Below are 26,463 nucleotides of genomic sequence, written 5' to 3'. Positions count from 1 at the left end.
TCAGGCCGCCTCTCCGTTGTAGTGCGGGTTCTCCCAGATCACGGTGCCGCCCATGCCGATGCCGATGCACATGGTGGTCAGGCCGTAGCGCACCTCGGGGTGCTCCTCGAACTGGCGGGCCAGCTGGGTCATCAGGCGCACGCCGGAGGACGCGAGGGGGTGACCCATCGCGATCGCGCCGCCGTAGGGGTTGACCCGGGCGTCGTCGTCGGCGATGCCGAAGTGCTCGAGGAAGGCCAGCACCTGCACGGCGAAGGCCTCGTTGACCTCGAAGGCCCCGATGTCGTCGATGGTGAGACCGGCCTGGCGCAGCGCCTTCTCGGTCGCCGGGATCGGGCCGGCGCCCATGACCTCGGGCTCGACACCCACGAACGAGTAGGACACCAGGCGCATCCGGATCGGCAGCCCGAGCTCGCGGGCGGTCTCCTCGTCGGCGAGCAGCGCCGCGGTCGCGCCGTCGTTGATGCCCGCCGCGTTGCCGGCGGTCACCTTGCCGGCGGCCCGGAACGGCGTCTTCAGGGCGGCCAGCGACTCCACGGTGGTGCCGGGGCGCATCGGCTCGTCGCTGGTGGCCAGGCCCCAGCCCTGCTCACCGGAGCGGGTGGCCACCGGCACCAGGTCCTGCTGGATCTTGCCGGCGTCGTACGCCGCGGCGGTCTTCTGCTGCGAGCGCACGGCGTAGGCGTCGACGCGCTCCTTGGTGATCGTCGGGTAGCGGTCGTGGAGGTTCTCCGCGGTCTTGCCCATCACCAGCGCGTCGGGGTCCACGATCCGCTCGGAGAGGATCCGCGGGTTCGGGTCGACGCCCTCGCCCATCGGGTGCCGGCCCATGTGCTCGACGCCGCCAGCGATCGCGACGTCGTAGGAGCCGAAGGCGATGCCGGAGGCGGTCGTGGTCACCGCGGTCATGGCCCCCGCGCACATCCGGTCGATCGCGAAGCCGGGAACGCTCTGGGGCAGCCCGGAGAGCAGGGCCGCGGTGCGGCCGATGGTCAGGCCCTGGTCGCCGATCTGGGTCGTCGCGGCCACGGCGACCTCGTCGACCCGCTCCGGGGGCAGCGAGGGGTTGCGGCGCATGAGCTCGCGGATGCACTTGATGACGAGGTCGTCGGCACGGGTCTCGGCGTACTGGCCCTTGGCCTTGCCGAACGGGGTGCGTACGCCGTCGACGAAGACGACCTCTCGCAGCTGTCGGGGCACCTGTTCTCCTGATCTGGTGGGGCTGGACTCCGCCAGATTACCCGCGAGTAACCAAAGTGCGGCGGCGGGGAGGTGTGGTCGTGGTCACCACGCGGTCCGCGGGGGACCCGCTCCCGGCCGTCGCGCCACCCGGGGCCCTATCGTGGGACCGTGACGTCAGAATCCAGGCTCGTGCACATCGTCGATCAGGTGCCCGAGCTCGACGAGCGCGAGGACACCGGCCTGACCATGGTCGTGGCCCTCGACGGCTTCCTCGACGCCGGCAACGCGGCCGCCCGCGCGGCCCAGCATCTCGTCGACCTCGACGACGGCGGGTCGGTGGTCGCGACCTTCGACGTCGACCAGCTGCACGACTACCGCGCCCGCCGGCCCCCGGTGACGTTCGCGCAGGACCACTACGAGTCCTACGACGCCCCGCGGCTGGTCGTGCGGCTGCTGCGCGACACCGGCGGCACGCCGTACCTGCTGCTGCGCGGCCCCGAGCCGGACACTCGCTGGGAGGCGTTCGCCCGGGCGGTGCGCAAGGTCGTGGAGCGCTTCGAGGTCACGCTCGTGGTCGCGATGGGCTCGGTGCCGATGGCGGTGCCGCACACCCGCCCGATCACGATGACCCCGCACGCCAACGACCCCGCCCTGGTGGTGACGCCGAGCGCCTGGCGCGGCGAGCTGCGGGTGCCCAGCAGTGCCCAGACCCTGGTCGAGATGCGCCTGGGGGAGTGGGGACACGACGCGATGGGGTTCGTCGCGCACGTGCCGCACTACCTGGCCCAGCTCGAGTACCCCCAGGCCGCCGCCGCCCTGCTGGAGCAGGTCGAGATCGCCGGCCGGCTGACCGTCGACCTCTCCGGCCTGCGCGCGGAGGCCGCCGACCGGGAGGCCGAGATCGAGAGCCAGCTCCTCGGGAACACCGAGGTGGCCGACGTCGTCGCGGCCCTGGAGCAGCAGTACGACACGTTCATCCGCGCGGAGGAGTCCGGCGCGAGCCTGCTCGCCGAGAACCAGCCGCTGCCGACCGGCGAGGAGATCGGCCGGCAGTTCGAGCAGTTCCTGGCCGGGCTCGACGACGGCGACGGGCCCGCCGACCCGCGCAACGGCAAGCAGCACTGATGCCGCGGAACGCCGCCGAGCTGATCGCCCTGCTGGACCTGGAGACCATCGACGACAACCTGTTCCGCGGCGCGGTCGCCCCCACGGGCCTGCCCCGGGTCTTCGGCGGGCAGGTCGCCGCCCAGGCCCTGGTCGCCGCCACCCGTACCGTGGACCCGGCGTACGTCGTCCACTCGCTGCACTCCTACTTCCTGCAGCCCGGGGACACGGCCGCGCCGATCATCTACGACGTGGAGAACCTGCGCGACGGGCGCTCCTTCGCCACCCGCCGGGTGCTGGCCCGCCAGCACGGGCGCCCGATCTTCGCGCTGACCGCGAACTACCAGCGGCCCGAGGAGGGCTTCGAGCACCAGGACGCGATGCCGCAGGTCCCGGCTCCCGAGGACGCCCTCGACCCGCGGCAGTTCCAGTCCGAGCTCACCGGCCCGCACACCGGCGAGTGGGACGTCGCCGAGATCCGCTACGTCGGCAGCTCGGCGGACGGCCTGATCGCCCCGGACCCCGAGCACCCGGGACGCCAGCGCTGCTGGCTGCGGATCTCCTCGGCGCTGCCCGAGGACCCGCTTCAGCACGCGGCTGCCTTCACCTACCTCTCCGACCTCACGCTCCAGGCGGCCACGCTGGCGCCGCACGGGCTCCGCATGGGTGACCCCGGCGTGATGATGGCCTCGCTGGACCACGCGGTGTGGTTCCACCGGCCGTTCCGGGCCGACGAGTGGTGGCTCTACGACCAGGTCTCCCCGGTCACGGTCGGCGCCCGCGGACTCGTCACCGGCAACGTCTTCACCCGCGACGGCGTGCTGGTCGCCACCGTCGCCCAGGAGCTGCTGCTGCGCCGCCTCGACCCCGCCCGGAGGCGCTCGTGAACGGCTCCTCCGACCCGGTCCGGGAGCTCGTCGAGCTGCTCGACCTCGAGCGGCTCGACGTCGACCTGTTCCGCGGCTCGCAGCCGAACTCCGAGCGCGCCCGCGTGTACGGCGGCCAGGTGGCCGCCCAGGCCCTGATCGCCGGCACCCGGACCGTCGACCCGGCGTACTCGGTGCACTCGCTGCACTCCTACTTCCTGCGGGGCGGCGACTACGGCGTCCCGATCGTCTACGACGTGGAGCGGCTGCGTGAGGGCCGCTCGTTCCAGACCCGCCGGGTCGTGGCCCGCCAGCACGGCCGGCCGATCTACTACCAGACCCTGGACCTCCAGGTGCACGAGGACGGCCTCGAGCACCAGGACACGATGCCCGAGGTCCCGGCGCCCGAGGCCGGTGTCGACCTCGGCGCGCTGATGCGCGCCGGTGGCAGCCAGGAGGCGGAGGCCCTGGCCCGCGAGTGGGCCGCCGTCGAGGCCCGGCACCTCGGCACCAGCCTCACCGGGCTGCCCGAGGACCCCGCGCACCCGTCGCGGGCGCGGATCTGGGCCCGGCTCCGGGAGGGGCTGCCCGACGACCCCACGATCCACCTGGCGGCGTTCACCTACGCCAGCGACATCACCCTGCTCGGCGCCAGCCTGGCGGCCCACGTCATCGAGCAGCACGACGTGCAGATGGCCTCGCTGGACCACACGCTGTGGTTCCACCGGCCGTTCCGGGCCGACCAGTGGTGGCTCTACGACCAGGTCTCGCCGTCCGCCCAGGGCGGGCGCGGCCTCTCCCTGGGCCGGGTGTTCACCCAGGACGGGATCCTGGTCGCCACCGCTGCCCAGGAGGGGCTGATCCGGCCGAAGCGGCCCCGCTGAGCCGACCCTGCCGATCCGGTTCCGCCCATCCGGGCCCGGTCAGAGCCGGGTGGTCCGGCCGGCCAGGTGCGGGGCGCCGCTGCGCGGGTTGCTCAGCGAGAACGCGTAGCCGTCGTCGAGCGGGGTCGACCCGAACGCGACGGTGCCCGGCAGCAGGATCGGCTTCTTGAAGGCCACGTCGACCCGGGTCCGGCCGGGCAACCGGTTCTCCAGGGTCGCCACGCAGCGGGCCATGCTCCACATCCCGTGCGCGATCTGGCGCGGGAACCCCAGCGCCCGGGCGCTCAGCGGGTGCAGGTGGATCGGGTTGTGGTCGCCCGAGACGGCCGCGTAGCGCCGGCCCAGGTCGCCGGGGAGTCGCCAGGTCGTCCCGGTCGGCGGGGCGTCGGGGAACCCGGTCGCGCTGCCGGACCCGGCCCCCTCCTCGCCGCCGCCCCGGCGCAGGAACGTCGAGGTCTCCTCCCAGACCAGCTCGCCGCGGGAGTGCACGGTCGTGACCAGGTCGAAGACCCGTCCCTTGGCGTGGCCGCGCAGGTTCTCGGCGCGCGCGGCCACCTGGAGCCGCTCGGTCACCGCGATCGGGCGGTGGCTGGTGATCGAGTTCTCCAGGTGCACGGTCCCGATGGCGGGGAACGGGAACGCGCGGTCGGTCATGATCGCCATGTGCAGTCCGAAGGCCAGCAGGTGCGGGTAGGGCAGCGGCACCGTGTCCTTGCGCGGGAACCCGCACACGTCGGCGTACGCCGCGACGTGGGCTGGGTCGATCGGGACGTCGTGGCGGACCAGCGTCAGGTCGGGCAGATCGCGGGCGGTCCGGCGTACGCCGGGGAGGCTGCCGACGCCGGGCAGTGCCGGCAGCGCCGCCTTGAGCATCAGCGGCAGGCCGACGGGGTCGTCGGCCAGCACCCGGGTCTCCGCTCCGGTCACCTCAGGCACCCAGCATCATCTGGCCGCAGACCCGGACCACGTTGCCGTTGACGGCGGTCGAGGCGGGGCTGGCGTACCAGGCGATGGTCTCGGCCACGTCGACCGGCAGGCCGCCCTGGGCCATCGCGTTGAGCCGCTGGCCGACCTCGCGGGTAGCGAAGGGCACGGCCGCGGTCATCTGGGTGACGATGAAGCCGGGCGCGACCGCGTTGACAGTGATGCCACGCTCGAGGTCGTCGGCGAGGGAGTCCACGAAGCCGATGACGCCGGCCTTGGACGCCGCGTAGTTGGTCTGCCCGACGTTGCCGGCGATCCCGGCGATCGAGGCCACCCCGATGATCGAGCCGTTGTCGTGGATGACGCCCTGGTCGAGCAGCTCGCGGGTGATCCGCTCGGGAGCGGTGAGGTTGACCGCGATCACGGAGTCCCACCGGTCCTCGGCCATGTTCGCGAGCTTCTTGTCCCGGGTGATGCCGGCGTTGTGGACGACGACGTCGACCCCGCCGTGCTTCTCCTGGAGGTGGTGGGCGATGCGCTGCGGGGCGTCCTTGGCAGTGATGTCCAGGGCGAGCCAGTCGCCGTCGATCTCCTTCATCACCGACTGCAGGTCGCTGGCCGCCTGCGGCACGTCGACGCCGACCACCGTGGCGCCGTCGCGGTGCAGCACCCGGGCGATCTGCTCGCCGATGCCGCGGCTCGCCCCGGTGACCAGGGCGATCCGGCCGGCCAGCGGCCGGGTCCAGTCGGCGACCTCGCCGGCGACCGTGGCGCCGTGGGCGCCGATCCGGACGACCTGGCCCGAGACATAGGCCGACTTGGGGGAGAGCAGGAACCCCAGGGTCGAGGTGGTCGCGCCCTCGGCGCCCTCGGCGACGTAGACCAGCTGCACGGTGCCGCCGCGGCCGATCTCCTTGCCGAGGCTGCGGGTGAAGCCCTCCAGCGCGCGCTGGGCCACCCGCTCGGAGCCCTTGAGCTGCTCGGGCGGGGTGCCGAGCACGACCACGCGCGGGTTGGTCTCCAGGCTGCGCAGCAGCGGGGTGAAGAAGTCGCGCAGCGCGACCAGCTGGTCGGAGGACGTGAGGCCGGTGGCGTCGAAGACCAGGCCCTTGTAGGTCTGGTCGGGGTCCGGGTCCGCGGCGGTCTGGATCCCGAGCACGCCGAGGACGTCGGGCAGCGCGTCGACGAGCCGCCCCTGCCCTCCGACGGCGACCGTCCCGCTGACCAGCGGCGCGCCCTCGTCGTACCGCTCCAGACGGGCGGGGTTGGGCAACCCCATGTTCTTGACCAGGACCCGGCCGACGGGAGTGGAGGTGAAGTCTCGGTAACGGTCGCTCATGACACTCCATGCAACTAGACGTGTAACTCGGTGTCCACATTTCGTGATGTGGCACTCACAGACTTCTCTGTACCCGACTGGCACGGAAGACTGTGGACCATGACTGGTCTAGAGCCCACCACCACCGTCCGCCGGGTCGCGATCGTCGGCGGCAACCGGATCCCGTTCGCCCGCTCCAACACCGTCTACTCCGACGTCTCGAACCAGGACATGCTCACGGCGGCCATCGACGGCCTCGTGGAGCGCTTCGGCCTGGAGGGGGAGCAGGTGGGCGAGGTCGTCGCCGGCGCCGTCCTGAAGCACACCCGCGACTTCAACCTGGCCCGCGAGTCGGTGCTGGGGTCCCGGCTCGCGCCGCAGACGCCGGCGACCGACATCCAGCAGGCCTGCGGCACCGGCCTACAGGCGGCCATCCAGGTGGCGAACAAGATCGCGCTGGGCCAGATCGAGGTCGGGATCGCCGGCGGCACCGACACCACCTCCGACGCGCCGATCGCGGTCGGCGAGCGGCTGCGGGTCGCGCTGCTCGCGGCCAACCGGGCCAAGGACCTCAAGGGCCGGCTCGCCGCGCTCGCGAAGGTCCGGCCGGCCGACATCCTGCCGACCATCCCGCAGAACACCGAGCCGCGCACCCGGATGTCGATGGGGGAGCACGCCGCGCTGACCGCGCTGGAGTGGCAGGTCACCCGCGAGGAGCAGGACGAGCTCGCGGCCACGTCCCACCAGCGGCTCGCCGCGGCGTACGAGCGGGGGTTCCTCGACGACCAGGTCACGCCGTTCCGCGGCCTGGAGCGCGACCAGAACCTGCGCCCGGACTCCAGCGTGGAGAAGCTGGCCAAGCTCAAGCCGGTCTTCGGCAAGGGCGAGGCCGCCACGATGACCGCCGGCAACTCCACGCCGCTCACCGACGGCGCGTCGGTCGTGCTGCTCGCCTCCGAGGAGTGGGCCCAGGAGCGTGGCCTGCCCGTGCTGGCCTACCTGACCGACTACGAGACCGCCGCGGTCGACTACGTGCACGGCAACGAGGGCCTGCTGATGGCTCCGGCGTACGCGATGCCGCGGATGCTGGAGCGCAACGGGCTCGGGCTGCAGGACTTCGACTTCTACGAGATCCACGAGGCGTTCGCCTCCCAGGTGCTCTCGACGCTCAAGGCTTGGGAGGACCCGGTGTTCTGCAAGGAGCGGCTGGGGCTCGACGCCCCGCTCGGCTCGATCGACCGCGCGAAGCTCAACGTCAACGGCTCCTCGCTCGCGGCCGGCCACCCGTTCGCCGCCACCGGCGGCCGGATCCTCACGGTGCTGGCCAAGCTGCTGGCCGAGAAGGGCTCCGGCAGGGGCGTCATCTCCGTGTGCGCCGCCGGCGGGCAGGGGATCACCGCGATCCTCGAGCGACCCTGACTGCCCGGCCGGTCACCGGGTACCCACCCTTATGGGTGAGGATCAACTCGGTGGCCGGTACCGGCTCGGCGACCTGTTGGGGGCCGGCGGCACCGGCTCGGTGCGCGAGGCGCACGACACGGTCCTCGGCCGCGCGGTCGCGGTGAAGCGGCTGCGGCCCGGTCAGGACGAGCAGGTCCGCGCGCGGCTGCGCTCCGAGGCGCGGCTGGCCGGGGCGCTGCACCACCCGGGGATCGCCGAGGTCTACGACTACGGCGAGGAGCCCGACGGCGAGGGCGGCGTCCGCCCGTACATGGTCATGCAGCACGTCGAGGGCGCCTCGCTGCGCCAGCTGCTCCGCGAGCGGCGCACCCTGCGCCCGGGCGAGGTGATCCGCCTGGTGGGCCAGATCGCGGCCGCCCTCGAGGTGGCACACCGGGCCGGGATCGTGCACCGCGACCTCAAGCCCGGCAACGTCCTGATCACGCCCGACGGGCGGGCGGTGCTCGTGGACTTCGGGATCGCGCGCACGCTGGACGCCGAGCCGCTCACCTCCACCGGGACCATCGTCGGCACCGCCGACTACATCAGCCCCGAGCAGAGCGCGGGGGAGTCGGCGACGCCGCGGTCCGACCTGTACGCACTCGGCATGGTCGCCTATGAGTGCCTCACCGGGCACAAGCCGTTCCGCCGCGAGTCCGCGGTGGCGACCGCGCTGGCGCACCTGCGCGACGAGGCACCGCCGCTGGGCGCCGAGGTCCCGGGCGGCCTGCGCGCCCTCGTGGTCTCGCTGACCGCCAAGCGTCCCGAGGACCGACCCCGCGACGCCGGAACCGTGGCCCGGATGGCCGCGGAGCTCGACGCCGACCCGTGGACCCCGCCGCCCGGCGCCGGGGCGGGTGACTCTCGCCTGCGCCGGCTGGGCCGGGCCCTCGCGTGGGCTGTGCCGCGCCGGTCGCGGCTCTCCGGCCTGACCGCGGCGGCGGCCCTGGTCCTCCTGGTCGCCACCGTCGCCATGGTCCTGCGTCCCGAGGTGGTCAACACCCCGGAGGCCGTCGCCGAGAACACCGACGCGCGGACCCGGCCGGCCGCCCCGTCCGCGGTGGTGCCGGTCGACGACCTGCTCGGTGCGTCGTACGCCCGGGCGGCCCGTCGGCTGCGCGGCCTGGACCTGGTGCCGGTCCGCGACAGGGTCGTGGCGCAGGGACGCCCCGGCTCGGTGGTGGGCGTCGACGGCCCGCGGCGCCGCGCGGAGGGCTCCGTGGTGCGGCTGCTGGTGGCGTCCGCCGCTCCGTAGGCCCCTCGCAGCGCCGCCGGGTCGGGTCGTGGCTCAGCGGCCGACGAGGGCGAGCGCGGAGGTGACGAGGTAGTCGCGGACCTGGTCCGCGGAGATCGTGCCGACGGTCGGCACACCGGGGGACTCCTCCATGACGAGGATGCCGACCCGGGCCAGCTGGAGCGCGCCGAGGCCGCTGGCGTAGAGCGTGTTCGCGAGCAGGGTGGGGTTCGCGACCCGGAAGTCCCCCCGGGCGACACCCTCCTCCAGCACCCCGATGAGCACCGCGAGGCACGAGGAGATGGCGCGGCCCAGGCGGAACAGCGCGCTCTCGGAGATCTCGTCGAGCAGCTCGGGGCCGGAGCGCCGCATCAGGGTTTGGGCGCAGTCCACGAACGCCGGGTGCGTGCCGCCGTACTCGACGAAGGCGCCGATGATGGCGGTCAGCCGCTCCGTGGGCGGCGCGCCGGGCGCGGCGGCCTCGAGGGCCTCGCGCAGCTCGTCGAGGTACTCCACCAGCGTCAGCGCGAAGAGCTCCTCCTTGCCGCTGAAGTGCCGATAGACGATCGCCCGGTTGATCCCGACCGCGCGCGCGATGTCGTCGATCTGGGCGTCGCGGACCCCGCGCTGGTCGAAGAGCGCCCGGGTCGCGGCGATGATCTCCTGCTCGCGCACGCGGCGCCGGGCTGCCGCTGCAGTACGCCGGCCGTCGGTCGCAGGTGCTCGCGTGGCCATGGGCTCCATCCTAACGACCGTGCAACCCGCAGTTGCACGGCTGTGACGGGTGGTGGTCGGGGTCTCGTTGGTCGAGCCGGGAGCCGCGCTGGCGCCGAGCGTGTCGAGACCGGCTTGGGAGTCCGGTCGGGTGCGGGGATCTCGACACGCCCTCGCCGGGGGCTCGGGCGGCTCGATCGGCGGCGCTGGGGTGGTCGAGCCGGGAGGCGCGCTGGCGCCGAGCGTGTCGAGACCGGCTTGGGAGTCCGGTCGGGTGCGGGGATCTCGACACGCCCTCGCCGGGGGCTCGGGCGGCTCGATCGGCGGCGCTGGGGTGGTCGAGCCGGGAGGCGCGTCAGCGCCGACCGTGTCGAGACCCGGTCGGCGCGTCAGCGCCGACCGTGTCGAGACCCGGTCGATCAGGCGAGCGCGCGGACGGTCTCGATCGTGTCGGCGTCGGCGGTGGTCTTGTCTTCGCGGTAGCGCAGCACCCGGGCGAAGCGGAGCGCGAGCCCGCCGGGGTAGCGCGTGGAGCGCTGGAGGCCGTCGAAGGCGATCTCGACGACCTGCTCGGGGCGGACGTGGACGACGTGGCCGTCGCGGTGCGTCTCCAGCTCGAGGAAGCGCTCGGTCTGCCAGGCGAGCATCTCGTCGGTCATGCCCTTGAACGTCTTGCCGAGCATCACGAAGCCGTCCCCGTCGCGGGCGCCGAGGTGGATGTTGGACAGGAAGCCGCGGCGCCGCCCGGAACCCCACTCGACGGCCAGCACGACCAGGTCGAGGGTGTGGACCGGCTTGACCTTGACCCATCCGGCGCCACGGCGCCCGGCGTCGTACGCCGCGGCGAGGTTCTTCACCACGACGCCCTCGTGGCCGGCGGCGAGGGCGGACTCGACGAACTCCTCCGCCGCGGCGAGGTCGTCGGTCACCAGTCGCGGCACCCGCCACTGCGGCGGCACCAGCGTCTCCAGCGCGGCGAGCCGCTGGGCGCCGGTCTCGTCGAGGAGGTCGTCGCCGTCGAGGTGCAGCAGGTCGAAGAAGTACGGCGTGACCTGCACGTCGCTCGCCTCGCGCCGGGCGGTGCGGGACGCGGTCTCCTGGAACGGCCGGGGCCGCCCGGTGGCGTCCAGCGCGATCGCCTCGCCGTCGAGCACGAACGTCTCGCCCGGCAGCGACCGGGCCACCTCCACCACCTCGGGAAGGCGGGTGGTGATGTCCTCCAGGGTCCGGGTGGCGATCCGGACCTCGTCGCCGGAGCGGTGCACCTGGATCCGGATCCCGTCGAGCTTGGTGTCGATCGCGACGACCCCGCCGCCGGCCTTGGCGACCGCCTCGGACAGCGACTTCGCCGAGGACGCCAGCATCGGCAGCACCGGGCGACCCACCTCGAGCCCGAACCCGGCCAGTGCCTCCTCGCCGCCCTCGAACGCCGCCACCGCGACCGCGACGGTCGACCCGGCCAGCATCGCGGCACGCCGCACCGCGCCCAGGGGTACGCCGGAGGCGGCGGCCACCGCCTCCTGGACCGGCGCGTCCAGAGCGCCCTGCCGCACCTCCCCGGTCACCACGCCGCGCAGCCAGCCCTGCTCGGCGGCGGTGGCCCGGGTGAAGAGGGCCGTGACGGCGGCGGCGCGGGCCGCCTGCGACCCGGGACCGGCCAGTGCGGAGAGCGTCTCGAACGCGGCGTCGACCTCGCCGACCGTGAGCGCGGCCTGCTCCGCGGGCGAGGGCAGCTCGGTCAGGCTGCGCCAGCCGAGCCCGGTGCGACGCTGGCGCAGCGAGCCGGCGACGTAGGAGGTGACGACCTCGAGCTCCTCGGCGGGCACGGCCGTCAGCAGCTCGGCGATCGCGGCGACCTTGGCCTTGCGGGACCGGGTCGCGGCGACGGCGGTGGAGGTGGCGACGACGTCGGCGAGCAGCACATCACCATCGTGGCAGGCACCGCCCCAGGCCAGCCCTCAGGTTGAGACGACCAGCCGGACCGTGACCGTGTCGCCGACCTCGACGCCCTCGGCGCGGCGCACGGCGGCCTTGAGCGGGACGACGTACCCGCCGTCCTTGGGCCACAGCGACGTCGGCCAGGTCGTGGCGCCGATCGTGACGGTCACCGGGACCATGCCCCAGCCGTAGCTCACCAGCGGCGCGACCGCGTCCAGGTCCGCGCACTCCTCGGGCGGCACCGTGACGAAGTGGTGCGGTGCCGGGCCGCGCCAGGACCAGACCTCGCCGCGAAGCTCCAGCTCCATGACCCGACCCTAGCCCCGGAAAATCGGTCCCGGGGGAGGTCGGGGCTACCGTCGGAGGGTGAGCATCTCGACCGGCCGGCGGCGCCAGTGGCGCCCGGACTGGCCGGCGTCGCTCGCGACGATGCGCATCCACCGTCGCGGTCCCGGCGACCCGACGTACCGGATCGACGACGCCGGCCGGCACTGGCGGGCCCTGCTGACCCCCGAGGGGCCGGCGACCCTGGTGCTGGACCTGCGCGCCGGCGACGCCACCGTGGACGCCGAGGCCTGGGGCCCCGGCGCCGACTGGGCGCTGTCGGCGGTGCCCGACCTGCTCGGCGCGGCCGACGACTGGTCCGGCTTCGAGCCGCGCCACCCGGTGCTCGTCGAGGCCCGCCGCCGCCACCCGCACCTCCGGCTCGGCCGCACCGGCCTGGTCATGGAGGCGCTGCTGCCGGCGGTCCTGGAGCAGCGGGTCACCGGCCAGGAGGCGTTCGCGGGCTTCCGGATGCTGATGCGCCGCCACGGCGAGCCGGCTCCCGGGCCGGGCGCCGACCGCGGGCTGCGGCTGCAGCCACCGGCGGCCGAGCTGCGCCGGATCCCGTCGTGGGAGTGGCTGCAGCTGCACGTCGACCCGGCCCGCTCGCGGGCGGTCGTCACCGCCGCGCGGGTCGCGGAGTCCCTGGAGCGCACGATCGGGCTGTCCGGCCCCGAGGTCGAGCGGCGGCTGTGCTCCTTGCCCGGCATCGGCGTGTGGACCGCCGCCGAGGTGCGCCAGCGCGCCCACGGCGACCCCGACGCGGTCTCGTTCGGTGACTACCACGTCGCCAAGGACGTCGGCTGGGCCCTCACCGGCGCCGAGGTCGACGACGCCGGCCTGGCCGAGCTCCTCGAGCCGTGGCGCCCGCAGCGCGGCCGGGTGCCGGCGCTCGTGTACGCCGCGGGCCTGCGCCGTCCGCGCCACGGCGCCCGGATGGCGCCGCGCACCCACCTGCCGGCCCCGGGTCGGCGTACCTGACCGGGCCGTCTGACCGGGCCGTCAGAGCAGCGGGCGCAGCGGTGCGAGCACCGACTCGGTGAACTTGCGGTGCAGGTCGCGGGCCTCCCACTCGCCGCTGGTCAGCTCCAGCGAGTTGGACTGGTCGGTCTCGAAGACCTCCTCGAGCGCCTGCGCGAAGCCGGAGTCGATCACCTCGACGTTGATCTCGTAGTTGCCCTGCAGGCTGAGCCGGTCGATGTTGGCGGTGCCGACAGTGCTCCACGACCCGTCGACGGTCATCGTCTTGGCGTGCATCATCGCGTCGCGGTAGCGCAGGATCCGCACGCCGGCGTCGAGCAGCTGGCTGTAGTGACCGCGCGAGATCCAGTCGGCGACGATGTGGTTGGACTTCAGCGGGACCAGGACCCGCACGTCCACCCCGCGCCGCGCGGCGGTCTTCAGCGCGTCGACGAAGTCCTCGTCGGGCAGGAAGTACGCAGTGGTGAGCCAGACCCGGCGGCTGGCCCGGTTGATCGCCTCGATGTAGGTGTTGCGGATCGGGAACATCCACAGCCGCGGCACGTTGCGGTGGATCCGGATCCGCGGCTCCCAGGTGGAGGCGGTCTCCAGCAGCAGCGGCCGCTCGCTGGCGCGCAGCCGGTGGCGCCGGTTGAGGTTCCAGAAGTCCGCGAAGGCCCGCTTCAGGTCCCACACTCCCGGACCGGTGATCCGCACGTGGGTGTCGCGCCACTCGGTCTCGTAGGCCGAGCCGATGTTGTAGCCGCCGACGAACGCCTCGGTCTCGTCGACGACCAGGATCTTGCGGTGGTCGCGGCCGTAGCGGGTGACGTCGAAGAACCGCCACCCCGCGGCGTACGTCGGGAAGCGCAGCACCTTCAGCGACGACGGGAAGTGCTTGAAGCGGGGCGAGACCACGAGGTTCGCGAACCCGTCGTAGATGCAGTACACCTCGACTCCGCGGTCCGCGGCCGCGGCGAGCGCGGCCTTGAACCGCTCGCCGACCTCGTCGCCCTTCCAGATGTAGGTCTCGAAGAGGACCTGGCGCTGCGCGCCCTCGATCGCCGCGATCATGTCGGCGTAGAGGTCGCGGCCGTAGGTGTAGGTGGTGATCTCGCCGTCGCCGACCGGCACCGTGCGCGGTGCGGTGACCGGGAACGGCTTCGGCTTCTTGCCGCGGCGGCGGTAGGAGTCGACCAGGGACATGCCGACGGCCAGCGCGAACTGCACTCCCAGGACCGTCAGCAGCGTCCGCCGCAGGACCAGCAGGACGCGGTCGGCGGTGGCCGGGGCGGGAAGTCTCACGACTCCAACATATCGGCGTGCGGTGTGGCCTCGCTCCCGCGGCCTCTCGGGCCCCTCGGGACTGTCGGTGCCGCGGTCTAGGCTCGACACATGCGTCCCGTCACCGATCTCGAGCGCCGCGTGGCCCCGTTCCAGGTCGTCTCCGACTATCAGCCCGCCGGCGACCAGCCCGCGGCGATCGCCGAGATCACCAAGCGGATCAAGGCCGGCCAGGAGGACGTCGTCCTGCTGGGCGCCACCGGCACCGGCAAGACCGCCACCGTCGCCTGGGTCGCCGAGCAGGTGCAGCGCCCGCTGCTGGTCATGCAGCCGAACAAGACACTGGCCGCGCAGTTCGCCAACGAGCTGCGGATGCTGTTCCCCGACAACGCCGTCGAGTACTTCGTCAGCTACTACGACTACTACCAGCCCGAGGCGTACGTCCCCCAGACCGACACCTACATCGAGAAGGACTCCTCGATCAACGAGGAGGTCGAGCGGCTGCGGCACAGCGCGACCAACTCGCTGCTGACCCGCCGCGACGTGATCGTGGTCTCGACCGTCTCCTGCATCTACGGCCTCGGGACCCCGCAGGAGTACGTCGACCGGATGCTGCGGCTGCGGGTGGGCGAGGAGCACGACCGCGACTCGATCCTGCGCCAGCTCGTCGAGATCCAGTACACCCGCAACGACATGACCTTCACCCGCGGCACGTTCCGGGTCCGCGGCGACACCCTCGAGATCTTCCCGGTCTACGAGGAGCACGCCGTGCGGATCGAGTTCTTCGGCGACGAGATCGAGCGGCTGATGACGCTGCACGCGGTCACCGGGGAGGTGCTCACCGAGGACGAGGAGCTCTACGTGTTCCCCGCGACGCACTACGTCGCGGGCCCCGAGCGGATGGAGCGGGCGATCCGGGGGATCGAGCTGGAGCTGGAGGACCAGCTGGCGAAGTTCGAGCGCGAGGGCAAGCTGCTGGAGGCCCAGCGGCTGCGGATGCGCACGACGTACGACATCGAGATGATGCGCCAGATCGGATCCTGCTCGGGCATCGAGAACTACTCGCTGCACATCGACGGCCGCCCGCGCGGCTCGGCGCCGAACTGCCTGATCGACTACTTCCCCGAGGACTTCCTGCTGGTGGTCGACGAGTCGCACGTCGCCGTGCCGCAGATCGGCGGCATGTACGAGGGCGACATGTCCCGCAAGCGCAACCTGGTCGAGCACGGCTTCCGGCTGCCCAGCGCGATGGACAACCGGCCGCTGCGCTGGGAGGAGTTCCTGGAGCGGATCGGGCAGACCATCTACCTCTCCGCGACGCCCGGCGACTACGAGCTCGACAAGGTCGGCGGCGACGTCGTCGAGCAGATCATCCGGCCCACCGGCCTGGTCGACCCGGAGGTCGTGGTCAAGCCGACCAAGGGCCAGATCGACGACCTGATCCACGAGATCAAGGAGCGCTCCGCCAAGAACGAGCGGGTCCTGGTCACGACGCTGACCAAGAAGATGTCCGAGGACCTCACCGACTACCTCCTCGACGCCGGCATCCGCACCCGCTACCTCCACTCCGAGGTCGACACCCTCAAGCGCATCGAGCTGCTGCGCGACCTGCGGCTGGGGGAGTACGACGTGCTGGTCGGCATCAACCTGCTGCGCGAGGGCCTGGACCTGCCGGAGGTGTCGCTGGTCTCGATCCTCGACGCCGACAAGGAGGGCTTCCTGCGCTCGGACAAGTCCTTGATCCAGACGATCGGCCGCGCCGCGCGGAACGTGTCCGGCCAGGTCCACATGTACGCCGACAAGATCACCCCGTCGATGGAGTCCGCGATCGACGAGACCAACCGGCGCCGCGCCAAGCAGGTCGCCTACAACGTCGCCCACGGCGTCGACCCGCAGCCGCTGCGCAAGAAGATCGCGGACATCACCGAGATGCTCGCCCGCGAGGACGAGAACACCCAGGCGCTGCTGGAGACCTGGGCCGGCACCGAGGCCAAGGGCCGCGCCGGCGGCGCCAAGGTGCGCCAGCCGGTGCCCGGACTGTCGACGGAGGCCGCCGGCAAGCACGCCGCCGACCTGGCCGGCATGCCCAGCTCCGACCTCGCCCAGCTGATCCAGGAGCTCACCGACCAAATGCGCACCGCGGCCGCCGAGCTGCAGTTCGAGCTGGCCGCCCGGCTGCGCGACGAGATCTCGGAGCTGAAGAAGGAGCTGCGCCAGATGATGGAGGCCACCAAGTAGCGCACTCGCTGCGCCCGAACGCCCTCGCGCCCGTCCCCGACCGGGGTCATGATGGAGCGATGGCGACGTTCTCCGGCACTGACGACCTCGAGGGCGCGAGTTTCGTCCGGGCGAGCCTCAAGGGCGCCACGGTGCGGTTCTGCGATGTCAGCGGCGTGACGATGCGCGGCGTGGACGTGGACGGGCTCGACATCGACAGCCACGACCTCTCCTTCGGCAGCCTGTACGTGAACGGCGTCGACGTGGTGCCGCTCGTGGAGGCCGAGCTCGACCGGCGGTTCCCGGGCCGCGCGCTGCAGAGGGCGCAGACGCCCGAGGGCCTGCGCGAGGGCTGGAACGCCCTACAGGCCGCGTGGCAGGCGACCGTGGCCGGTACGCCGCCGGAGCTCGTGGACGCCCACGTCGAGGACGAGTGGTCCCTGGCCCAGACCCTGCGCCACCTGGTCCTGGCGACCGACGCCTGGCTCCGGGGCGGGATCCTGGGGATGGCGCAGCCGTTCCACGAGATCGGCCAGGTCTTCACCGGTGCCGCCGAGATGGGCTTCGACATGTCCGTCTTCCGCGACGAGCCGCCGAGCTACGACGAGGTCCTCGCGGTGCGGGCCGAGCGCCAGGGCCAGGTGACCGACTTCCTGACCACGGCCACGCCGGAGTTGCTCGGGGAGGAGCGGACGGACCCGTGGGGCAACCCGGCCTGGCATCCCACCGTCGGCGACTGCCTGCGCGTGATCCTCGAGGAGGAGTGGGCGCACCTGCGCTACATCCGGCGGGATCTCGCTCTGTGGGGCTAGCCGGATCGTGTGCCTGAGGACGCGCCATCGCGCGTCCTCAGGCGCACGACCTCGTGGTGGCCGGGCCGTGGACCGGCGTTCAGATCGGGAACTGGCCGCGGCGCGGGCGGCGCAGGGCCTTGGCCTGCTGCTTCTCGATGGCGCGCAGGTGGTGCTGGATGCGCTCGCGGCGCTGCACCAGCACCTGCACCAGGTGGAACAGGGTGGCGGCCATGACGATCAGCGGCCACGGAAATGACATCTCGAAGCCGTCGGGGCCCAACGAGATCGCCGTCCAGATCGTCCAGCAGATCAGCGTCGGGCCGAGGAACGTGAGCACGGCGCTGCGTCGCTCCGTGTCGTAGCGGCGCCGCGCCTCGGCGGCGACCTCCCGGGGTCCCCAGCGGGTCAGGTCCGCTGGACCGGCCGCCGGCCCCACCTGGGGGATCAGGTCGTGCACCAGCGGAGCGATCTGCCCGTAGGTCTTCAGCGTCTGCGCGGCGCTGGTCCGCTCGTCGAGCTCCTCGCGGTCCAGGCGACCCTCGGCGTACGCCGAGGAGAGCAGCGCGAGGACGGCCGACCGGTCGCGGTCGGTCGCCCGCAGCACGGCGTGCTGGGGCAGCCGCGGGTCCAGGGTGAACCCGGCCCAGGGGTCGTCGGCCCGGGGATCGTCGCGCGTCACCTCCTCATCGTAGGTGCGGGGTGTCGGAGGTCTCACCTAGGTTCGATCGCATGAGCGAGATCCGTGAGGTCCAGATCACCTTCGACTGCGCCGATCCCCGGGCGCTCTCCACCTTCTGGAACGCCGTGCTCGGCTACGACTTCCCGCCAGCGCCGCCGGGGTTCGCGTCCTGGGACGAGTTCGCGGCGACGCTGCCGCCCGAGCAGCGCAACAGCGCGTCCGCGTCGGTGGACCCGTCCGGGGCCGGGCCCCGGCTGTTCTTCCAGCGGGTCCCGGAGGGCAAGGTGGTGAAGAACCGGGTCCACCTCGACGTCCGCGCCGCGCCCGGGCTCCAGGGCGAGGAGCGGATGGCCGCGCTGGAGGCCGAGGGCGAGCGCCTGGTGGCCCTCGGCGCGCGCCGGCTGCTGAGGCACGAGCCGTCGCCCCCGATGGGCGCCGGCCACCTGCTGATGGCCGACCCGGAGGGCAACGAGTTCTGCCTCGACTGAGGCTCCTAGACTCCGCGGCGTGAGCGCGCGCCCCGATCCCCGGCTCGGGAAGGCTCTCGCGGTCTGGGTCACGGGCCTGCTGGTCTACGTGCTCGCGGTCTTCCACCGCTCCTCCCTGGCCGTCGCCGGGCTCGCGGCCAGCGAGCGGTTCGACATCTCCGCCTCGCAGCTCGCGACGTTCACGATGCTGCAGCTGCTGGTCTACGCGCTGATGCAGATCCCGGTCGGGCTGGCGGTCGACCGGATCGGGCCGCGCCGGGTGCTGCTCACCGGGCTGAGCGTGATGACGCTGGGCCAGCTGCTGTTCGCGTTCGCCGGAAGCTACCCGCTGGCGGTCCTGGCGCGGGTGCTGGTCGGGTGCGGGGACGCGATGGTCTTCATCTGCGTGCTGCGGCTGGTCGCGACCTGGTTCCCGGCCCGGCGGGTCCCGCTGTTCACCCAGCTCACCGGCATGCTCGGCCAGCTCGGCGCGATCGTCGCCGCCGCCCCGATGACCTGGGCCCTCAGCACCCTGGGCTGGACCCGGGCGTACGCCGTGGCCGCGGCGCTCGGGCTGGCCGTCGGCGTTGCGGCGTTCCTGCTGGTCCGCGACTCCCCGGAGGGCCGGCCGGCGCCCGCGGGCCGGCTGGACCTGCGCGACCTGGGCCGCGGGCTGGCCGAGTCCTGGCGGCATCCCGGCACCCGGCTGGGGTTCTGGATCCACTTCAGCACCCCGTTCAGCGCCAACGTGCTGAGCATGCTGTGGGGCTACCCGTTCTTCGTCCGCGGCGAGGGCCGCTCCTCCGCCGAGGCCGGCCTGCTGCTCACGATCATGGTCGTCGCGGTGATCGCGGCCGGTCCGGTCCTGGGCTGGCTGGTCGGCCGGCACCCCTGGCACCGCTCGACGATGGTGCTGGCGATCCTGGCGGCGATCGTGAGCGTGTGGACGGTCGTCCTGCTCTGGCCCGGGGAGGCGCCGTTCGGGGTGCTGGTGCTGCTGGTGGTGGTCGCCGGGGTCGGTGGGCCCGCCTCGGTGATCGGGTTCGACGTCGGACGCACCTCGAACCCGCCGCACCGGCAGAGCAGCGCGACCGGGGTGATCAACCAGGCCGGCTTCTACGCCACCCTGCTGCTGGTCGTGGTGATCGGCCTGGTGCTGGACTGGCGGACCCCCGAGGGATCCGGCTACACCCAGGAGGCCTTCCGCTGGGCGATGGCCACCCAGTACGTCCTGTGGGGCATCGGGATCGTGCAGATCGTGCGCTACCGGGTCCGGACCCGGCGGGTCGTGGACCGCGCCGCGCTCCAGTCCGGCGTCACTGCCTGAGGGGTCCCAGCTTCGGCTGTCGGCTCTCGGGCTCCGGTGCGACGATGCTGCGGTGACCGTGACGAGGCTGGACGCGCAGACGATGACGGCGTACTGCCTCGCCCGGCCCGGGGCCTGGGCCGACGACCCGTGGGGCCACGAGCACCCGGTGATCAAGGTCGGTCCGGCCGGGCGGGGCAAGATCTTCGCCTTCCTGAGCGCCGACAGCGTCGGCGTGAAGTGCGGGGCCGGTCGCGACCTCGCCGACGAGTGGCTGCACCGGTTCCCGGGCGAGGCGACGGTGCTGCCCCACCTCGGTCGCGGTGGCTGGAACGCGCTGCGCTTCGGTGGGGCGATCGCGGACGAGGAGCTGCTCGAGGCCGTGGACGAGTCCTACCGCCTGGTCGTCGGGGGACTGCCGGCGCGGGCGCGGCCCCCGGGCTGGGACGGCTGAGCCACGACCGGGCTCAGCGCACGTGGCGGCTGACCGTGAGCCCGACCAGGCGGGCCACCACGAGCGCGACGTACAGGACGCCCGCGACCATCTCGACCATCACCAGCGAGCGCGCGTGGGCGAGGACCGGCGTGACGTCGGAGAGCCCGACGCTGGTGAGCACCGAGAACGACAGGTAGAGCAGCTCGAACCACTCCCGCTCGCCGGTGCCGCTCGCCGCGATGAAGGAGCCCGGCCACACGACCTGGGCGGCGGCGTACAGGTAGGCGAAGCCCCAGGCCACGACCGTGAACGCCGCACCGGTGGCGTAGAGCTCGTCGCGGGTCACCCGGTCGTCGTGGAAGAGGTACTTGATCATCCCGTAGGAGATGTAGAAGTAGAACGTCGTGTGCAGGAGCGCCGAGACCAGCACCACCCAGTCGGCGTCCGGCACCAGCGCCTCGAGGACCGTGAACACGATCGCCGGCGCGCCGAAGATCACCGCGATCCAGCTCAGGGCCGGCGTACGCCGCACGGCCCACAGCGCGATCAGCACGACGGCCAGCTGGAGGACCCCGAGCAGCGCCCGGCCCGGGGCGGAGTCGTCGAGGAACGGATAGGCGAGGACCGCCACCAGCTGGGCGGCGAGGAGCACCCCGGAGGGGTGCTGGCCGAACACGCTGTGCATGTGCTGGCTCTCGCGCGGCGTGGAGGTCGGGCTCACGGCCGCATCCTACGGAGGAGCGCCCGGCAGGGACCCAGGACGCGCGGGCCCGTCCGGCAGCCGGACCGTACCGGCCGCGTGGCCCCTTGAGCCCGGAGCCGGAGGAGGGAAGGATCGCGGCGTGACCGTCGACACAGACCTCCTCATCGTCGGCGCAGGCCCCACCGGCCTGTTCGCCGCCTACTACGCAGGCTTCCGCGGACTCCGGGTGGCGGTGGTCGACTCGCTGCCCGAGCTCGGCGGCCAGATCACCGCGATGTATCCGGAGAAGCAGATCCTGGACGTGGCGGGGTTCCCGTCGATCAAGGGACGGGACCTGGTCGAGGGGCTGGTCGCCCAGGCCGCCACCGCGGACCCGACCTACCTGCTCGGCCGGACCGCGACCTCGCTCACCCACGACGAGGACGGCGTCAGCGTCCACCTCGACGACGACACCCTGGTGCGGGCGCGGGCGGTGCTGGTCACCGCCGGGATCGGCAAGTTCAGCCCCCGCCCGCTCCCGGCGGGGGAGGGCTGGCTGGGCCGCGGCCTGGAGTTCTTCGTGCCGAGCTTCGCGCCGTACGCCGGCAAGGACGTGGTCATCGTCGGCGGGGGCGACAGTGCCTTCGACTGGGCGCTGCACCTCGAGCCGGTGGCCCGCTCGGTGACGCTGGTGCACCGCCGGGAGGCGTTCCGTGCGCACGAGCGCACCGTGCAGCAGGTCCGCGACTCCTCGGTGCGCCTGGTCACCAGTGCCGAGATCAGCTCGATCAGCGGCAACGGCACCGTCGAGTCGGTCGAGGTGCGGGTCGGGGAGGAGACCACGTCGTACCCCGCCCAGGCGGTCGTCGCCGCTCTCGGGTTCATCGCCGACCTGGGCCCGCTGCAGCAGTGGGGCCTGGAGGTGCACAAGCGGCACTTGGTCGTCGACCCCGCCATGCGCACCAACCTGCCGCGGGTCTTCGCGGCCGGCGACATCACCGAGTATGCCGGCAAGGTACGGCTGATCGCCGTCGGGTTCGGGGAGGCCGCCACCGCCGTCAACAACGCCGCCGTCGCGATCGACCCGGCCGCCAAGGTGTTCCCCGGGCACTCCAGCGAGGCCTGAGCGGTCTCGACACGCTCGCTGCGCTCGCGGCTCGACCACCGGCCGGTGGTCGAGCCGCGAGGAGCGTCAGCGACGAGCGTGTCGAGACCCGGTCCGGGCATCGGCGGGCCGCTAGGGTCCGGCGCATGGTCAACCAGCGCGCCCAGATCGTCATGTCGCCCGCCGAGGTGGACACCTTCCTCACCCAGCAGCGCAGCGCCACGGTCTCGACGATCGGCCCGCGGGGGGACGTCCACCTCGTCGCCATGTGGTACGCCCACCTCGACGGGCACGTGTGGCTGGAGACCAAGGCCAAGTCGCAGAAGGTCGTCAACCTGCGCCGCGACCCGCGGATGAGCTTCCTGGTCGAGGCGGGGCACACCTACGACCAGCTGCGCGGGGTGTCCCTGGAGGGCGCCGGTGTGGTCGTGGAGGACCCCGACGAGGTCTGGCGGGTCTGCGTCAACGTCTTCGAGCGCTACCACGCGCCGTACACCGAGGACCTGCGGCCGCTCGTCGAGGCGATGGCGCGCAACCGGGTGGTGGTTCGCCTCGACGCGACCCGCACCCGCAGCTGGGACCACCGCAAGCTGGGCCTGGACCCCGGCGAGCTCGGCGGGTCGACCGCGGCGTACGTCGAGTAGAGCCCCGTCACATAGGCTACCGAGGGGTAAGGACGTGGCCGACCACGTCCACCCGGTCCGGCCGGCGTGTGAGTGCATCCGCCGAGATCCGGATCGACGCCGTACAGAGAGGGCCACGAATGCGGGTCGCGTTGCTGTCCTACCGCAGCCATCCCCACACGGGCGGTCAGGGCATCTACCTGCGCCACCTGAGCCGGGAGCTGGCGAACCTCGGTCACACCGTGGAGGTGTTCTCCGGACAGCCCTACCCGGAGCTGGACCACCCCGAGGTGAAGCTGACCAAGGTGCCGAGCCTGGACCTCTATCGGCAGCCCGACCCGTTCCGGGTGCCGAAGCTCAAGGAGTTCCGCGACCGGATCGACGTCGAGGAGTTCGCGACCATGTGCGTCGCGGGGTTCCCCGAGCCGAAGACGTTCAGCCTCCGCGTCGCCCGGGTGCTGCGCGACCGGGTCGACGACTTCGACATCGTCCACGACAACCAGGTGCTCGGCACCGGGCTGCTCCAGATCGAGAAGATGGGGCTGCCGCTGATCACGACGCTGCACCACCCGATCACCTTCGACCGGCGCATCGACATCGCGCAGACCCGCAACCCGTGGCGCAAGCTGACGCTGTCGCGCTGGTACGGCTTCCTGCGGATGCAGGGCCGCGTCGCCCGCAAGGCGCGGAAGATCCTCACCCCGTCGGAGGCGTCCAAGCGCGACATCGCCACCGACTTCCGGGTGGACCCCGCGCGCATGCAGGTCATCCTGCTCGGCGTCGACGACCACTTCGTGCCGCCGACCGCACCGCGGGTGCCGGGCCGGATCCTGGCCATGGCCAGCGCCGACGCCCCGATGAAGGGCATCTCGACGCTGCTGGAGTCGTTCGCGAAGCTGCGCACCGAGCGCGAGCTCGAGCTGGTGCTGGTCACCAAGCCGCGCCCCGGCGGGCGCACCGAGAAGCTCATCGAGAAGCTGTCGATCGGGGACTCGGTCCGGTTCGTGCACGGCGTCAGCGACGCCGAGCTGGTCGAGCTGATGGGCTCCGCGGAGATCGCCTGCGTCCCGTCGCTCTACGAGGGGTTCTCGCTGCCCACAGCCGAGCTGATGGCCTGTGCCACGCCGCTCGTGGTCTCGCGGGCCGGCGCGATCCCGGAGGTGGTCGGACCCGACGGCGAGTGCGCCGACCTGGTCCCGCCCGGCGACGCGGAGGCGCTGACAACGGCGCTCGCCGCGCTGCTCGACGACCCCGAACGGCGCGAGCGGATGGGGCAGGCGGGCCGCCGCCGCGTCCAGGAGCTGTTCAGCTGGCGCGCCGTCGCGGCGAAGGTCGCCACGGCGTACGAGGAAGTGATCGCCGACTACCGGCGCGAGCAGGAGGAGCACAGCGTTGCTGACAGTTGATTTCGACCGCCTGGGGCTGCAGCCGGGGGACCGGGTGCTCGACATGGGCTGCGGTGCCGGACGGCACGCGTTCGAGATGTACCGCCGCGGCGCCGACGTCGTCGCCTTCGACATGGACGCCGAGGAGCTGGCGAAGGTGCGCGACCTGTTCGTCGCGATGAAGGAGGCCGGGGAGGTGCCGGCCGGCGCCGAGGCAGACGTCAAGGAGGGCGACGCACTCGCGCTGCCGTTCGGCGACGGCGAGTTCGACCGGATCGTCGCCGCGGAGGTCCTCGAGCACATCCCCGCCGACATCCAGGCCATCGACGAGCTGGTGCGGGTGCTGCGGCCCGGCGGCACGCTCGCCGTCTCGGTCCCGCGGTGGTTCCCCGAGGTCGTCAACTGGAAGCTCTCCGACGACTACCACAACGTGCCCGGCGGCCACATCCGGATCTACACCGACAAGGAGCTCACCGACAAGGTGAGCAAGGCCGGGCTGGCGTTCGAGGGCAAGGACTACGCCCACGGCCTGCACACGCCGTACTGGTGGATCAAGTGCGCGGTGGGCGTCACCAACGACGAGCACCCGCTGGCGAAGGCCTACCACCGGCTGCTGGTCTGGGAGATCATGAAGCAGCCCAAGGCGCTGCAGCTGGCCGGGCGGGTCCTCGACCCGATCATCGGCAAGAGCATGGTGCTGTACTTCCGCAAGCCCGAGTCCGGTGCCGATGGCTGAGTCCGGCCAGGTCCCCTGGGTGCCGGGCGTCCTGACCGCGGGGCAGGTCGCCGAGACCGCCGCCGCGATCGCGTCGATGCAGGAGCCCAGCGGTGCGGTTCCGTGGACCACCGGCGAGCACGTCGACGTCTGGAACCACGTCGAGGCCGCGATGGCGATGCTGGTCGGGGGCGAGGTGGAGGCCGCGGAGCGCGCCTACGCCTGGGTGCCGACGATGCAGCGCCCGGACGGCTCGTGGCCGATGAAGATCGTGGACGGGGCGGTCGAGGACGACCGCGCGGAGGCCAACATGTCGGCGTACTTCGCCGTCGGCCTGTGGCACCACTGGCTGGTGCGGCGCGACCTCCGGTTCGTGCACGACCACTGGCCCTCGGTCCGTGCCGGCCTGGACTGGGTGGTCTCCCAGCAGCTTCCGTTCGGCGGCATCACCTGGACGCCCACCGAGCAGGGCGCGCTGCTGGCCGGCTCCTCGAGCATCTACCAGTCGCTGCGCGCCGGCGTCGCGCTCGCCGAGCTGCTCGCCGACCCGCAGCCGGAGTGGGAGCTGGCCGGTGGGCGGCTGGGCCACGCCCTGCGCGAGCACCGCGACCTGTTCCTCGACAAGTCCACCTACTCGATGGACTGGTACTACCCGGTCCTCGGCGGCGCCGTGCGCGGTGCCGCCGGCCACGAGCGGCTGGCCGCCCGGTGGGACGACTTCGTCCGTCCCGGTCTGGGGATCCTCTGCGTCGACACCAACCCGTGGGTGACCGGCGCCGAGACCTGCGAGCTGGCGATGGCGCTCGACGCCCTCGGTGACCACCGGCGGGCCCGGACCCTGCTCGGCGACATGCAGCACCTGCGCGGCGAGGGCGGGCGGTACTGGACCGGATGGGTGTACGCCGGGGAGAACCCGGACGTGTACTGGCCGGTCGAGCACACGACGTACACGGCCGCGGCGGTGCTGCTCGCCGTCGACGCGCTGGGGGAGACCTACGGCCACGGCACCCCGGGATCGGGCATCATGCGCGGCACCTCGCTGGCCCCCCACTTCGGCGAGCTGGCGCTGGAGTGTGGCTGCCCGTCGGGCGTCGGCTCAGCCGACGGACTCCCCGGCGTCCCCGGACGTCCGGCGTAGCACCCGCATCGACCCCAGCGCCTCCACCTCGGTGAAGGCGCCGCCCGCCAGCGCGCGCAGGAAGACGTGGTACGGCGGCTGGCCGCCGTCGGCGGGGTCGGGGAACACGTCGTGGATGACCAGCAGGCCGCCCGGCATCAGCCAGTGCGCCCAGCCGGTGTAGTCGTTCTGGGCGTGCTCCTCGGCGTGGCCGCCGTCGATGAACAGCAGCGCGAGCGGCGTGCGCCAGTGCGCGCTGACGGTGGTGCTGCGTCCGACCACCGCGACCACCTGGTCCTCCAGACCGGCCCGGGCGATCGTGTGCCGGAAGACCGGGAGCGTGTCCATCAGGCCGGTCTCGGGGTCCACGAGCGAGGCGTCGTGGTGCTCCCAGCCCGCCTGGTTCTCCTCGGAGCCGCGGTGGTGGTCGACCGTGAAGACGACTGCCTGCGGGCCCACCTCGCGCGCCGCGGCGCCGAGGTAGATCGCGGACTTGCCGCAGTAGCTGCCGACCTCCAGCGCGGGCCCGTGCGGCAGCTGCTCGCGGGCGGCCCGGTGCAGGAGCAGACCCTCGTCGGGGGGCATGAACCCCTTCGCGTCCCGGGCGTGGTCGAGCAGGTCGGCAGGCATGGCGGTCACGGCCGGAGCCTATCCAGCACGGCGGGGCAGCTCCCGGGCGCTGGCGCCGGCGGCGTACTTCTGGGGCAGTGCTCGCGCCTCTGGGGCAGTGCAGACCCCGAGAACCCCGGCGATCCCCGGTCCACC

The 26,463-nt window shown here is 72.8% G+C and carries 26 protein-coding genes; 16 read left to right on the top strand and 10 right to left on the bottom strand.

What is annotated here, in order from left to right; genetic code table 11:
• Positions 1-1,200 carry a thiolase family protein gene (locus tag EBO35_RS10795; protein WP_122817710.1) on the bottom strand — a complete coding sequence of 400 codons (1,200 nt, stop codon included), beginning with the start codon at positions 1,198-1,200 and terminating at the stop codon, positions 1-3.
• A 150-nt stretch (positions 1,201-1,350) separates the two neighbouring features.
• Between EBO35_RS10795 and EBO35_RS10790 the strand changes: the two genes are divergently transcribed.
• From EBO35_RS10790 to EBO35_RS10780, 3 genes are read left to right on the top strand one after another with little or no spacing between them, the layout of a single operon-like run.
• Positions 1,351-2,307 (top strand): PAC2 family protein, encoded by a 957-nt coding sequence (locus EBO35_RS10790; RefSeq protein WP_241153652.1) that lies wholly within the window; start codon positions 1,351-1,353, stop codon positions 2,305-2,307.
• Positions 2,307-3,173 (top strand): acyl-CoA thioesterase, encoded by an 867-nt coding sequence (locus EBO35_RS10785; protein ID WP_122817709.1) that lies wholly within the window; start codon positions 2,307-2,309, stop codon positions 3,171-3,173. The genes EBO35_RS10790 and EBO35_RS10785 overlap by 1 nt, the downstream gene beginning before the upstream one ends.
• Positions 3,170-4,036 (top strand): acyl-CoA thioesterase, encoded by an 867-nt coding sequence (locus EBO35_RS10780; RefSeq protein ID WP_122817708.1) that lies wholly within the window; start codon positions 3,170-3,172, stop codon positions 4,034-4,036. The genes EBO35_RS10785 and EBO35_RS10780 overlap by 4 nt, the downstream gene beginning before the upstream one ends.
• A 39-nt stretch (positions 4,037-4,075) precedes the next feature.
• Here the strand turns inward: EBO35_RS10780 and EBO35_RS10775 are convergent, their stop codons facing one another.
• On the bottom strand, positions 4,076-4,972 hold the full coding sequence (locus EBO35_RS10775) for a MaoC family dehydratase (protein WP_241153651.1): 897 nt from the start codon (positions 4,970-4,972) through the stop codon (positions 4,076-4,078).
• A complete protein-coding gene (locus tag EBO35_RS10770) occupies positions 4,965-6,299 on the bottom strand; it encodes a 3-oxoacyl-ACP reductase (protein ID WP_122817707.1) in 1,335 nt (444 codons plus the stop codon). The genes EBO35_RS10775 and EBO35_RS10770 overlap by 8 nt, the downstream gene beginning before the upstream one ends.
• A gap of 99 nt (positions 6,300-6,398) precedes the next feature.
• On the opposite strand from EBO35_RS10770, the gene EBO35_RS10765 reads away from it, so the two are divergent.
• Together EBO35_RS10765 and EBO35_RS10760 are read left to right on the top strand one after the other, a co-directional pair.
• Entirely contained in the window at positions 6,399-7,697 is a 1,299-nt protein-coding gene (locus tag EBO35_RS10765) for an acetyl-CoA C-acetyltransferase (protein ID WP_122817706.1), read from the top strand.
• A gap of 31 nt (positions 7,698-7,728) precedes the next feature.
• A complete protein-coding gene (locus tag EBO35_RS10760; RefSeq protein WP_122817705.1) occupies positions 7,729-8,973 on the top strand; it encodes a serine/threonine-protein kinase in 1,245 nt (414 codons plus the stop codon).
• Positions 8,974-9,006: 33 nt separating this feature from the next.
• Here EBO35_RS10760 and EBO35_RS10755 read toward each other — a convergent pair whose 3' ends face one another.
• The 3 genes from EBO35_RS10755 to EBO35_RS10745 all read right to left on the bottom strand — a co-directional run bounded on the left by EBO35_RS10755 (position 9,007) and on the right by EBO35_RS10745 (position 11,912).
• Entirely contained in the window at positions 9,007-9,687 is a 681-nt protein-coding gene (locus EBO35_RS10755) for a TetR/AcrR family transcriptional regulator (protein ID WP_122817704.1), read from the bottom strand.
• 398 nt (positions 9,688-10,085) lie between these two features.
• On the bottom strand, positions 10,086-11,588 hold the full coding sequence (locus EBO35_RS10750) for an ATP-dependent DNA ligase (RefSeq protein WP_122817703.1): 1,503 nt from the start codon (positions 11,586-11,588) through the stop codon (positions 10,086-10,088).
• Positions 11,589-11,624: 36 nt separating this feature from the next.
• On the bottom strand, positions 11,625-11,912 hold the full coding sequence (locus EBO35_RS10745; protein WP_122817702.1) for a DUF1905 domain-containing protein: 288 nt from the start codon (positions 11,910-11,912) through the stop codon (positions 11,625-11,627).
• Between the two features lie 58 nt (positions 11,913-11,970).
• On the opposite strand from EBO35_RS10745, the gene EBO35_RS10740 reads away from it, so the two are divergent.
• Positions 11,971-12,909, top strand: a complete 939-nt coding sequence (locus EBO35_RS10740; protein WP_241153650.1) for a DNA-3-methyladenine glycosylase family protein — start codon at positions 11,971-11,973, stop codon at positions 12,907-12,909.
• Between the two features lie 21 nt (positions 12,910-12,930).
• On the opposite strand, the gene EBO35_RS10735 is transcribed toward EBO35_RS10740, so the two are convergent.
• Entirely contained in the window at positions 12,931-14,193 is a 1,263-nt protein-coding gene (locus EBO35_RS10735; RefSeq protein ID WP_241153649.1) for a phospholipase D-like domain-containing protein, read from the bottom strand.
• Between the two features lie 90 nt (positions 14,194-14,283).
• On the opposite strand from EBO35_RS10735, the gene uvrB reads away from it, so the two are divergent.
• Together uvrB and EBO35_RS10725 are read left to right on the top strand one after the other, a co-directional pair.
• Positions 14,284-16,410: an excinuclease ABC subunit UvrB gene (gene uvrB / locus EBO35_RS10730; RefSeq protein ID WP_122817701.1), complete on the top strand. Its 2,127-nt coding sequence runs from the start codon at positions 14,284-14,286 to the stop codon at positions 16,408-16,410.
• Between the two features lie 59 nt (positions 16,411-16,469).
• Complete coding sequence (locus EBO35_RS10725) at positions 16,470-17,201, top strand: DinB family protein (RefSeq protein WP_122817700.1); 732 nt, start codon at positions 16,470-16,472, stop codon at positions 17,199-17,201.
• 79 nt (positions 17,202-17,280) lie between these two features.
• Here the strand turns inward: EBO35_RS10725 and EBO35_RS10720 are convergent, their stop codons facing one another.
• The gene (locus EBO35_RS10720) at positions 17,281-17,862 is read right to left on the bottom strand and encodes a DUF1707 SHOCT-like domain-containing protein (RefSeq protein ID WP_164477915.1); all 582 of its coding nucleotides are present in this window, start codon (positions 17,860-17,862) and stop codon (positions 17,281-17,283) included.
• A gap of 50 nt (positions 17,863-17,912) precedes the next feature.
• Between EBO35_RS10720 and EBO35_RS10715 the strand changes: the two genes are divergently transcribed.
• From EBO35_RS10715 to EBO35_RS10705, 3 genes are read left to right on the top strand one after another with little or no spacing between them, the layout of a single operon-like run.
• A complete protein-coding gene (locus EBO35_RS10715; RefSeq protein WP_122817698.1) occupies positions 17,913-18,350 on the top strand; it encodes a VOC family protein in 438 nt (145 codons plus the stop codon).
• Positions 18,351-18,369: 19 nt separating this feature from the next.
• Entirely contained in the window at positions 18,370-19,656 is a 1,287-nt protein-coding gene (locus EBO35_RS10710; RefSeq protein WP_122817697.1) for an MFS transporter, read from the top strand.
• Between the two features lie 52 nt (positions 19,657-19,708).
• Positions 19,709-20,089, top strand: coding sequence for an MmcQ/YjbR family DNA-binding protein (locus EBO35_RS10705; RefSeq protein WP_241153648.1), 381 nt, complete (start codon positions 19,709-19,711; stop codon positions 20,087-20,089).
• A gap of 13 nt (positions 20,090-20,102) precedes the next feature.
• Here EBO35_RS10705 and EBO35_RS10700 read toward each other — a convergent pair whose 3' ends face one another.
• Entirely contained in the window at positions 20,103-20,792 is a 690-nt protein-coding gene (locus tag EBO35_RS10700; protein WP_241153647.1) for an ion channel, read from the bottom strand.
• Positions 20,793-20,913: 121 nt separating this feature from the next.
• Between EBO35_RS10700 and EBO35_RS10695 the strand changes: the two genes are divergently transcribed.
• The 5 genes from EBO35_RS10695 (at position 20,914) to EBO35_RS10675 (ending at position 25,719) form a co-directional block, all read left to right on the top strand.
• Positions 20,914-21,879: an NAD(P)/FAD-dependent oxidoreductase gene (locus EBO35_RS10695; protein ID WP_241153646.1), complete on the top strand. Its 966-nt coding sequence runs from the start codon at positions 20,914-20,916 to the stop codon at positions 21,877-21,879.
• Positions 21,880-22,004: 125 nt separating this feature from the next.
• Positions 22,005-22,502: a pyridoxamine 5'-phosphate oxidase family protein gene (locus tag EBO35_RS10690; protein ID WP_122817694.1), complete on the top strand. Its 498-nt coding sequence runs from the start codon at positions 22,005-22,007 to the stop codon at positions 22,500-22,502.
• A gap of 119 nt (positions 22,503-22,621) precedes the next feature.
• A complete protein-coding gene (locus tag EBO35_RS10685) occupies positions 22,622-23,887 on the top strand; it encodes a glycosyltransferase family 4 protein (protein ID WP_122817693.1) in 1,266 nt (421 codons plus the stop codon).
• Positions 23,874-24,602, top strand: a complete 729-nt coding sequence (locus EBO35_RS10680) for a class I SAM-dependent methyltransferase (protein WP_122817692.1) — start codon at positions 23,874-23,876, stop codon at positions 24,600-24,602. The genes EBO35_RS10685 and EBO35_RS10680 overlap by 14 nt, the downstream gene beginning before the upstream one ends.
• On the top strand, positions 24,595-25,719 hold the full coding sequence (locus tag EBO35_RS10675) for a prenyltransferase/squalene oxidase repeat-containing protein (RefSeq protein WP_122819640.1): 1,125 nt from the start codon (positions 24,595-24,597) through the stop codon (positions 25,717-25,719). Before EBO35_RS10680 ends, EBO35_RS10675 begins: the two co-directional genes overlap by 8 nt.
• Here EBO35_RS10675 and EBO35_RS10670 read toward each other — a convergent pair.
• Positions 25,678-26,328 carry a class I SAM-dependent methyltransferase gene (locus EBO35_RS10670; RefSeq protein WP_122819638.1) on the bottom strand — a complete coding sequence of 217 codons (651 nt, stop codon included), beginning with the start codon at positions 26,326-26,328 and terminating at the stop codon, positions 25,678-25,680. The two genes, EBO35_RS10675 and EBO35_RS10670, sit on opposite strands and share 42 nt — an antisense overlap.
• Between the last annotated feature and the right edge of the window lie 135 nt (positions 26,329-26,463).

This window comes from Nocardioides pantholopis (genome assembly GCF_003710085.1).
GTDB lineage: Bacteria > Actinomycetota > Actinomycetes > Propionibacteriales > Nocardioidaceae > Nocardioides > Nocardioides pantholopis.
The sequence above is the reverse complement of the archived record's forward strand: the minus strand, read 5'-3'. Positions and strand labels throughout refer to the sequence as shown.

What these genes read in the sequence shown, in the direction of transcription:
- EBO35_RS10670 (WP_122819638.1), bottom strand. Translation starts at nt 26,328, where the DNA reads ATGCCTGCCGACCTGCTCGACCACGCCCGGGACGCGAAGGGGTTCATG.
- EBO35_RS10725 (WP_122817700.1), top strand. Translation starts at nt 16,470, where the DNA reads ATGGCGACGTTCTCCGGCACTGACGACCTCGAGGGCGCGAGTTTCGTC.
- EBO35_RS10770 (WP_122817707.1), bottom strand. Translation starts at nt 6,299, where the DNA reads ATGAGCGACCGTTACCGAGACTTCACCTCCACTCCCGTCGGCCGGGTC.
- EBO35_RS10675 (WP_122819640.1), top strand. Translation starts at nt 24,595, where the DNA reads ATGGCTGAGTCCGGCCAGGTCCCCTGGGTGCCGGGCGTCCTGACCGCG.
- EBO35_RS10715 (WP_122817698.1), top strand. Translation starts at nt 17,913, where the DNA reads ATGAGCGAGATCCGTGAGGTCCAGATCACCTTCGACTGCGCCGATCCC.
- EBO35_RS10785 (WP_122817709.1), top strand. Translation starts at nt 2,307, where the DNA reads ATGCCGCGGAACGCCGCCGAGCTGATCGCCCTGCTGGACCTGGAGACC.
- EBO35_RS10755 (WP_122817704.1), bottom strand. Translation starts at nt 9,687, where the DNA reads ATGGCCACGCGAGCACCTGCGACCGACGGCCGGCGTACTGCAGCGGCA.
- EBO35_RS10760 (WP_122817705.1), top strand. Translation starts at nt 7,729, where the DNA reads ATGGGTGAGGATCAACTCGGTGGCCGGTACCGGCTCGGCGACCTGTTG.
- EBO35_RS10690 (WP_122817694.1), top strand. Translation starts at nt 22,005, where the DNA reads ATGGTCAACCAGCGCGCCCAGATCGTCATGTCGCCCGCCGAGGTGGAC.
- uvrB (WP_122817701.1), top strand. Translation starts at nt 14,284, where the DNA reads ATGCGTCCCGTCACCGATCTCGAGCGCCGCGTGGCCCCGTTCCAGGTC.
- EBO35_RS10685 (WP_122817693.1), top strand. Translation starts at nt 22,622, where the DNA reads ATGCGGGTCGCGTTGCTGTCCTACCGCAGCCATCCCCACACGGGCGGT.
- EBO35_RS10765 (WP_122817706.1), top strand. Translation starts at nt 6,399, where the DNA reads ATGACTGGTCTAGAGCCCACCACCACCGTCCGCCGGGTCGCGATCGTC.
- EBO35_RS10745 (WP_122817702.1), bottom strand. Translation starts at nt 11,912, where the DNA reads ATGGAGCTGGAGCTTCGCGGCGAGGTCTGGTCCTGGCGCGGCCCGGCA.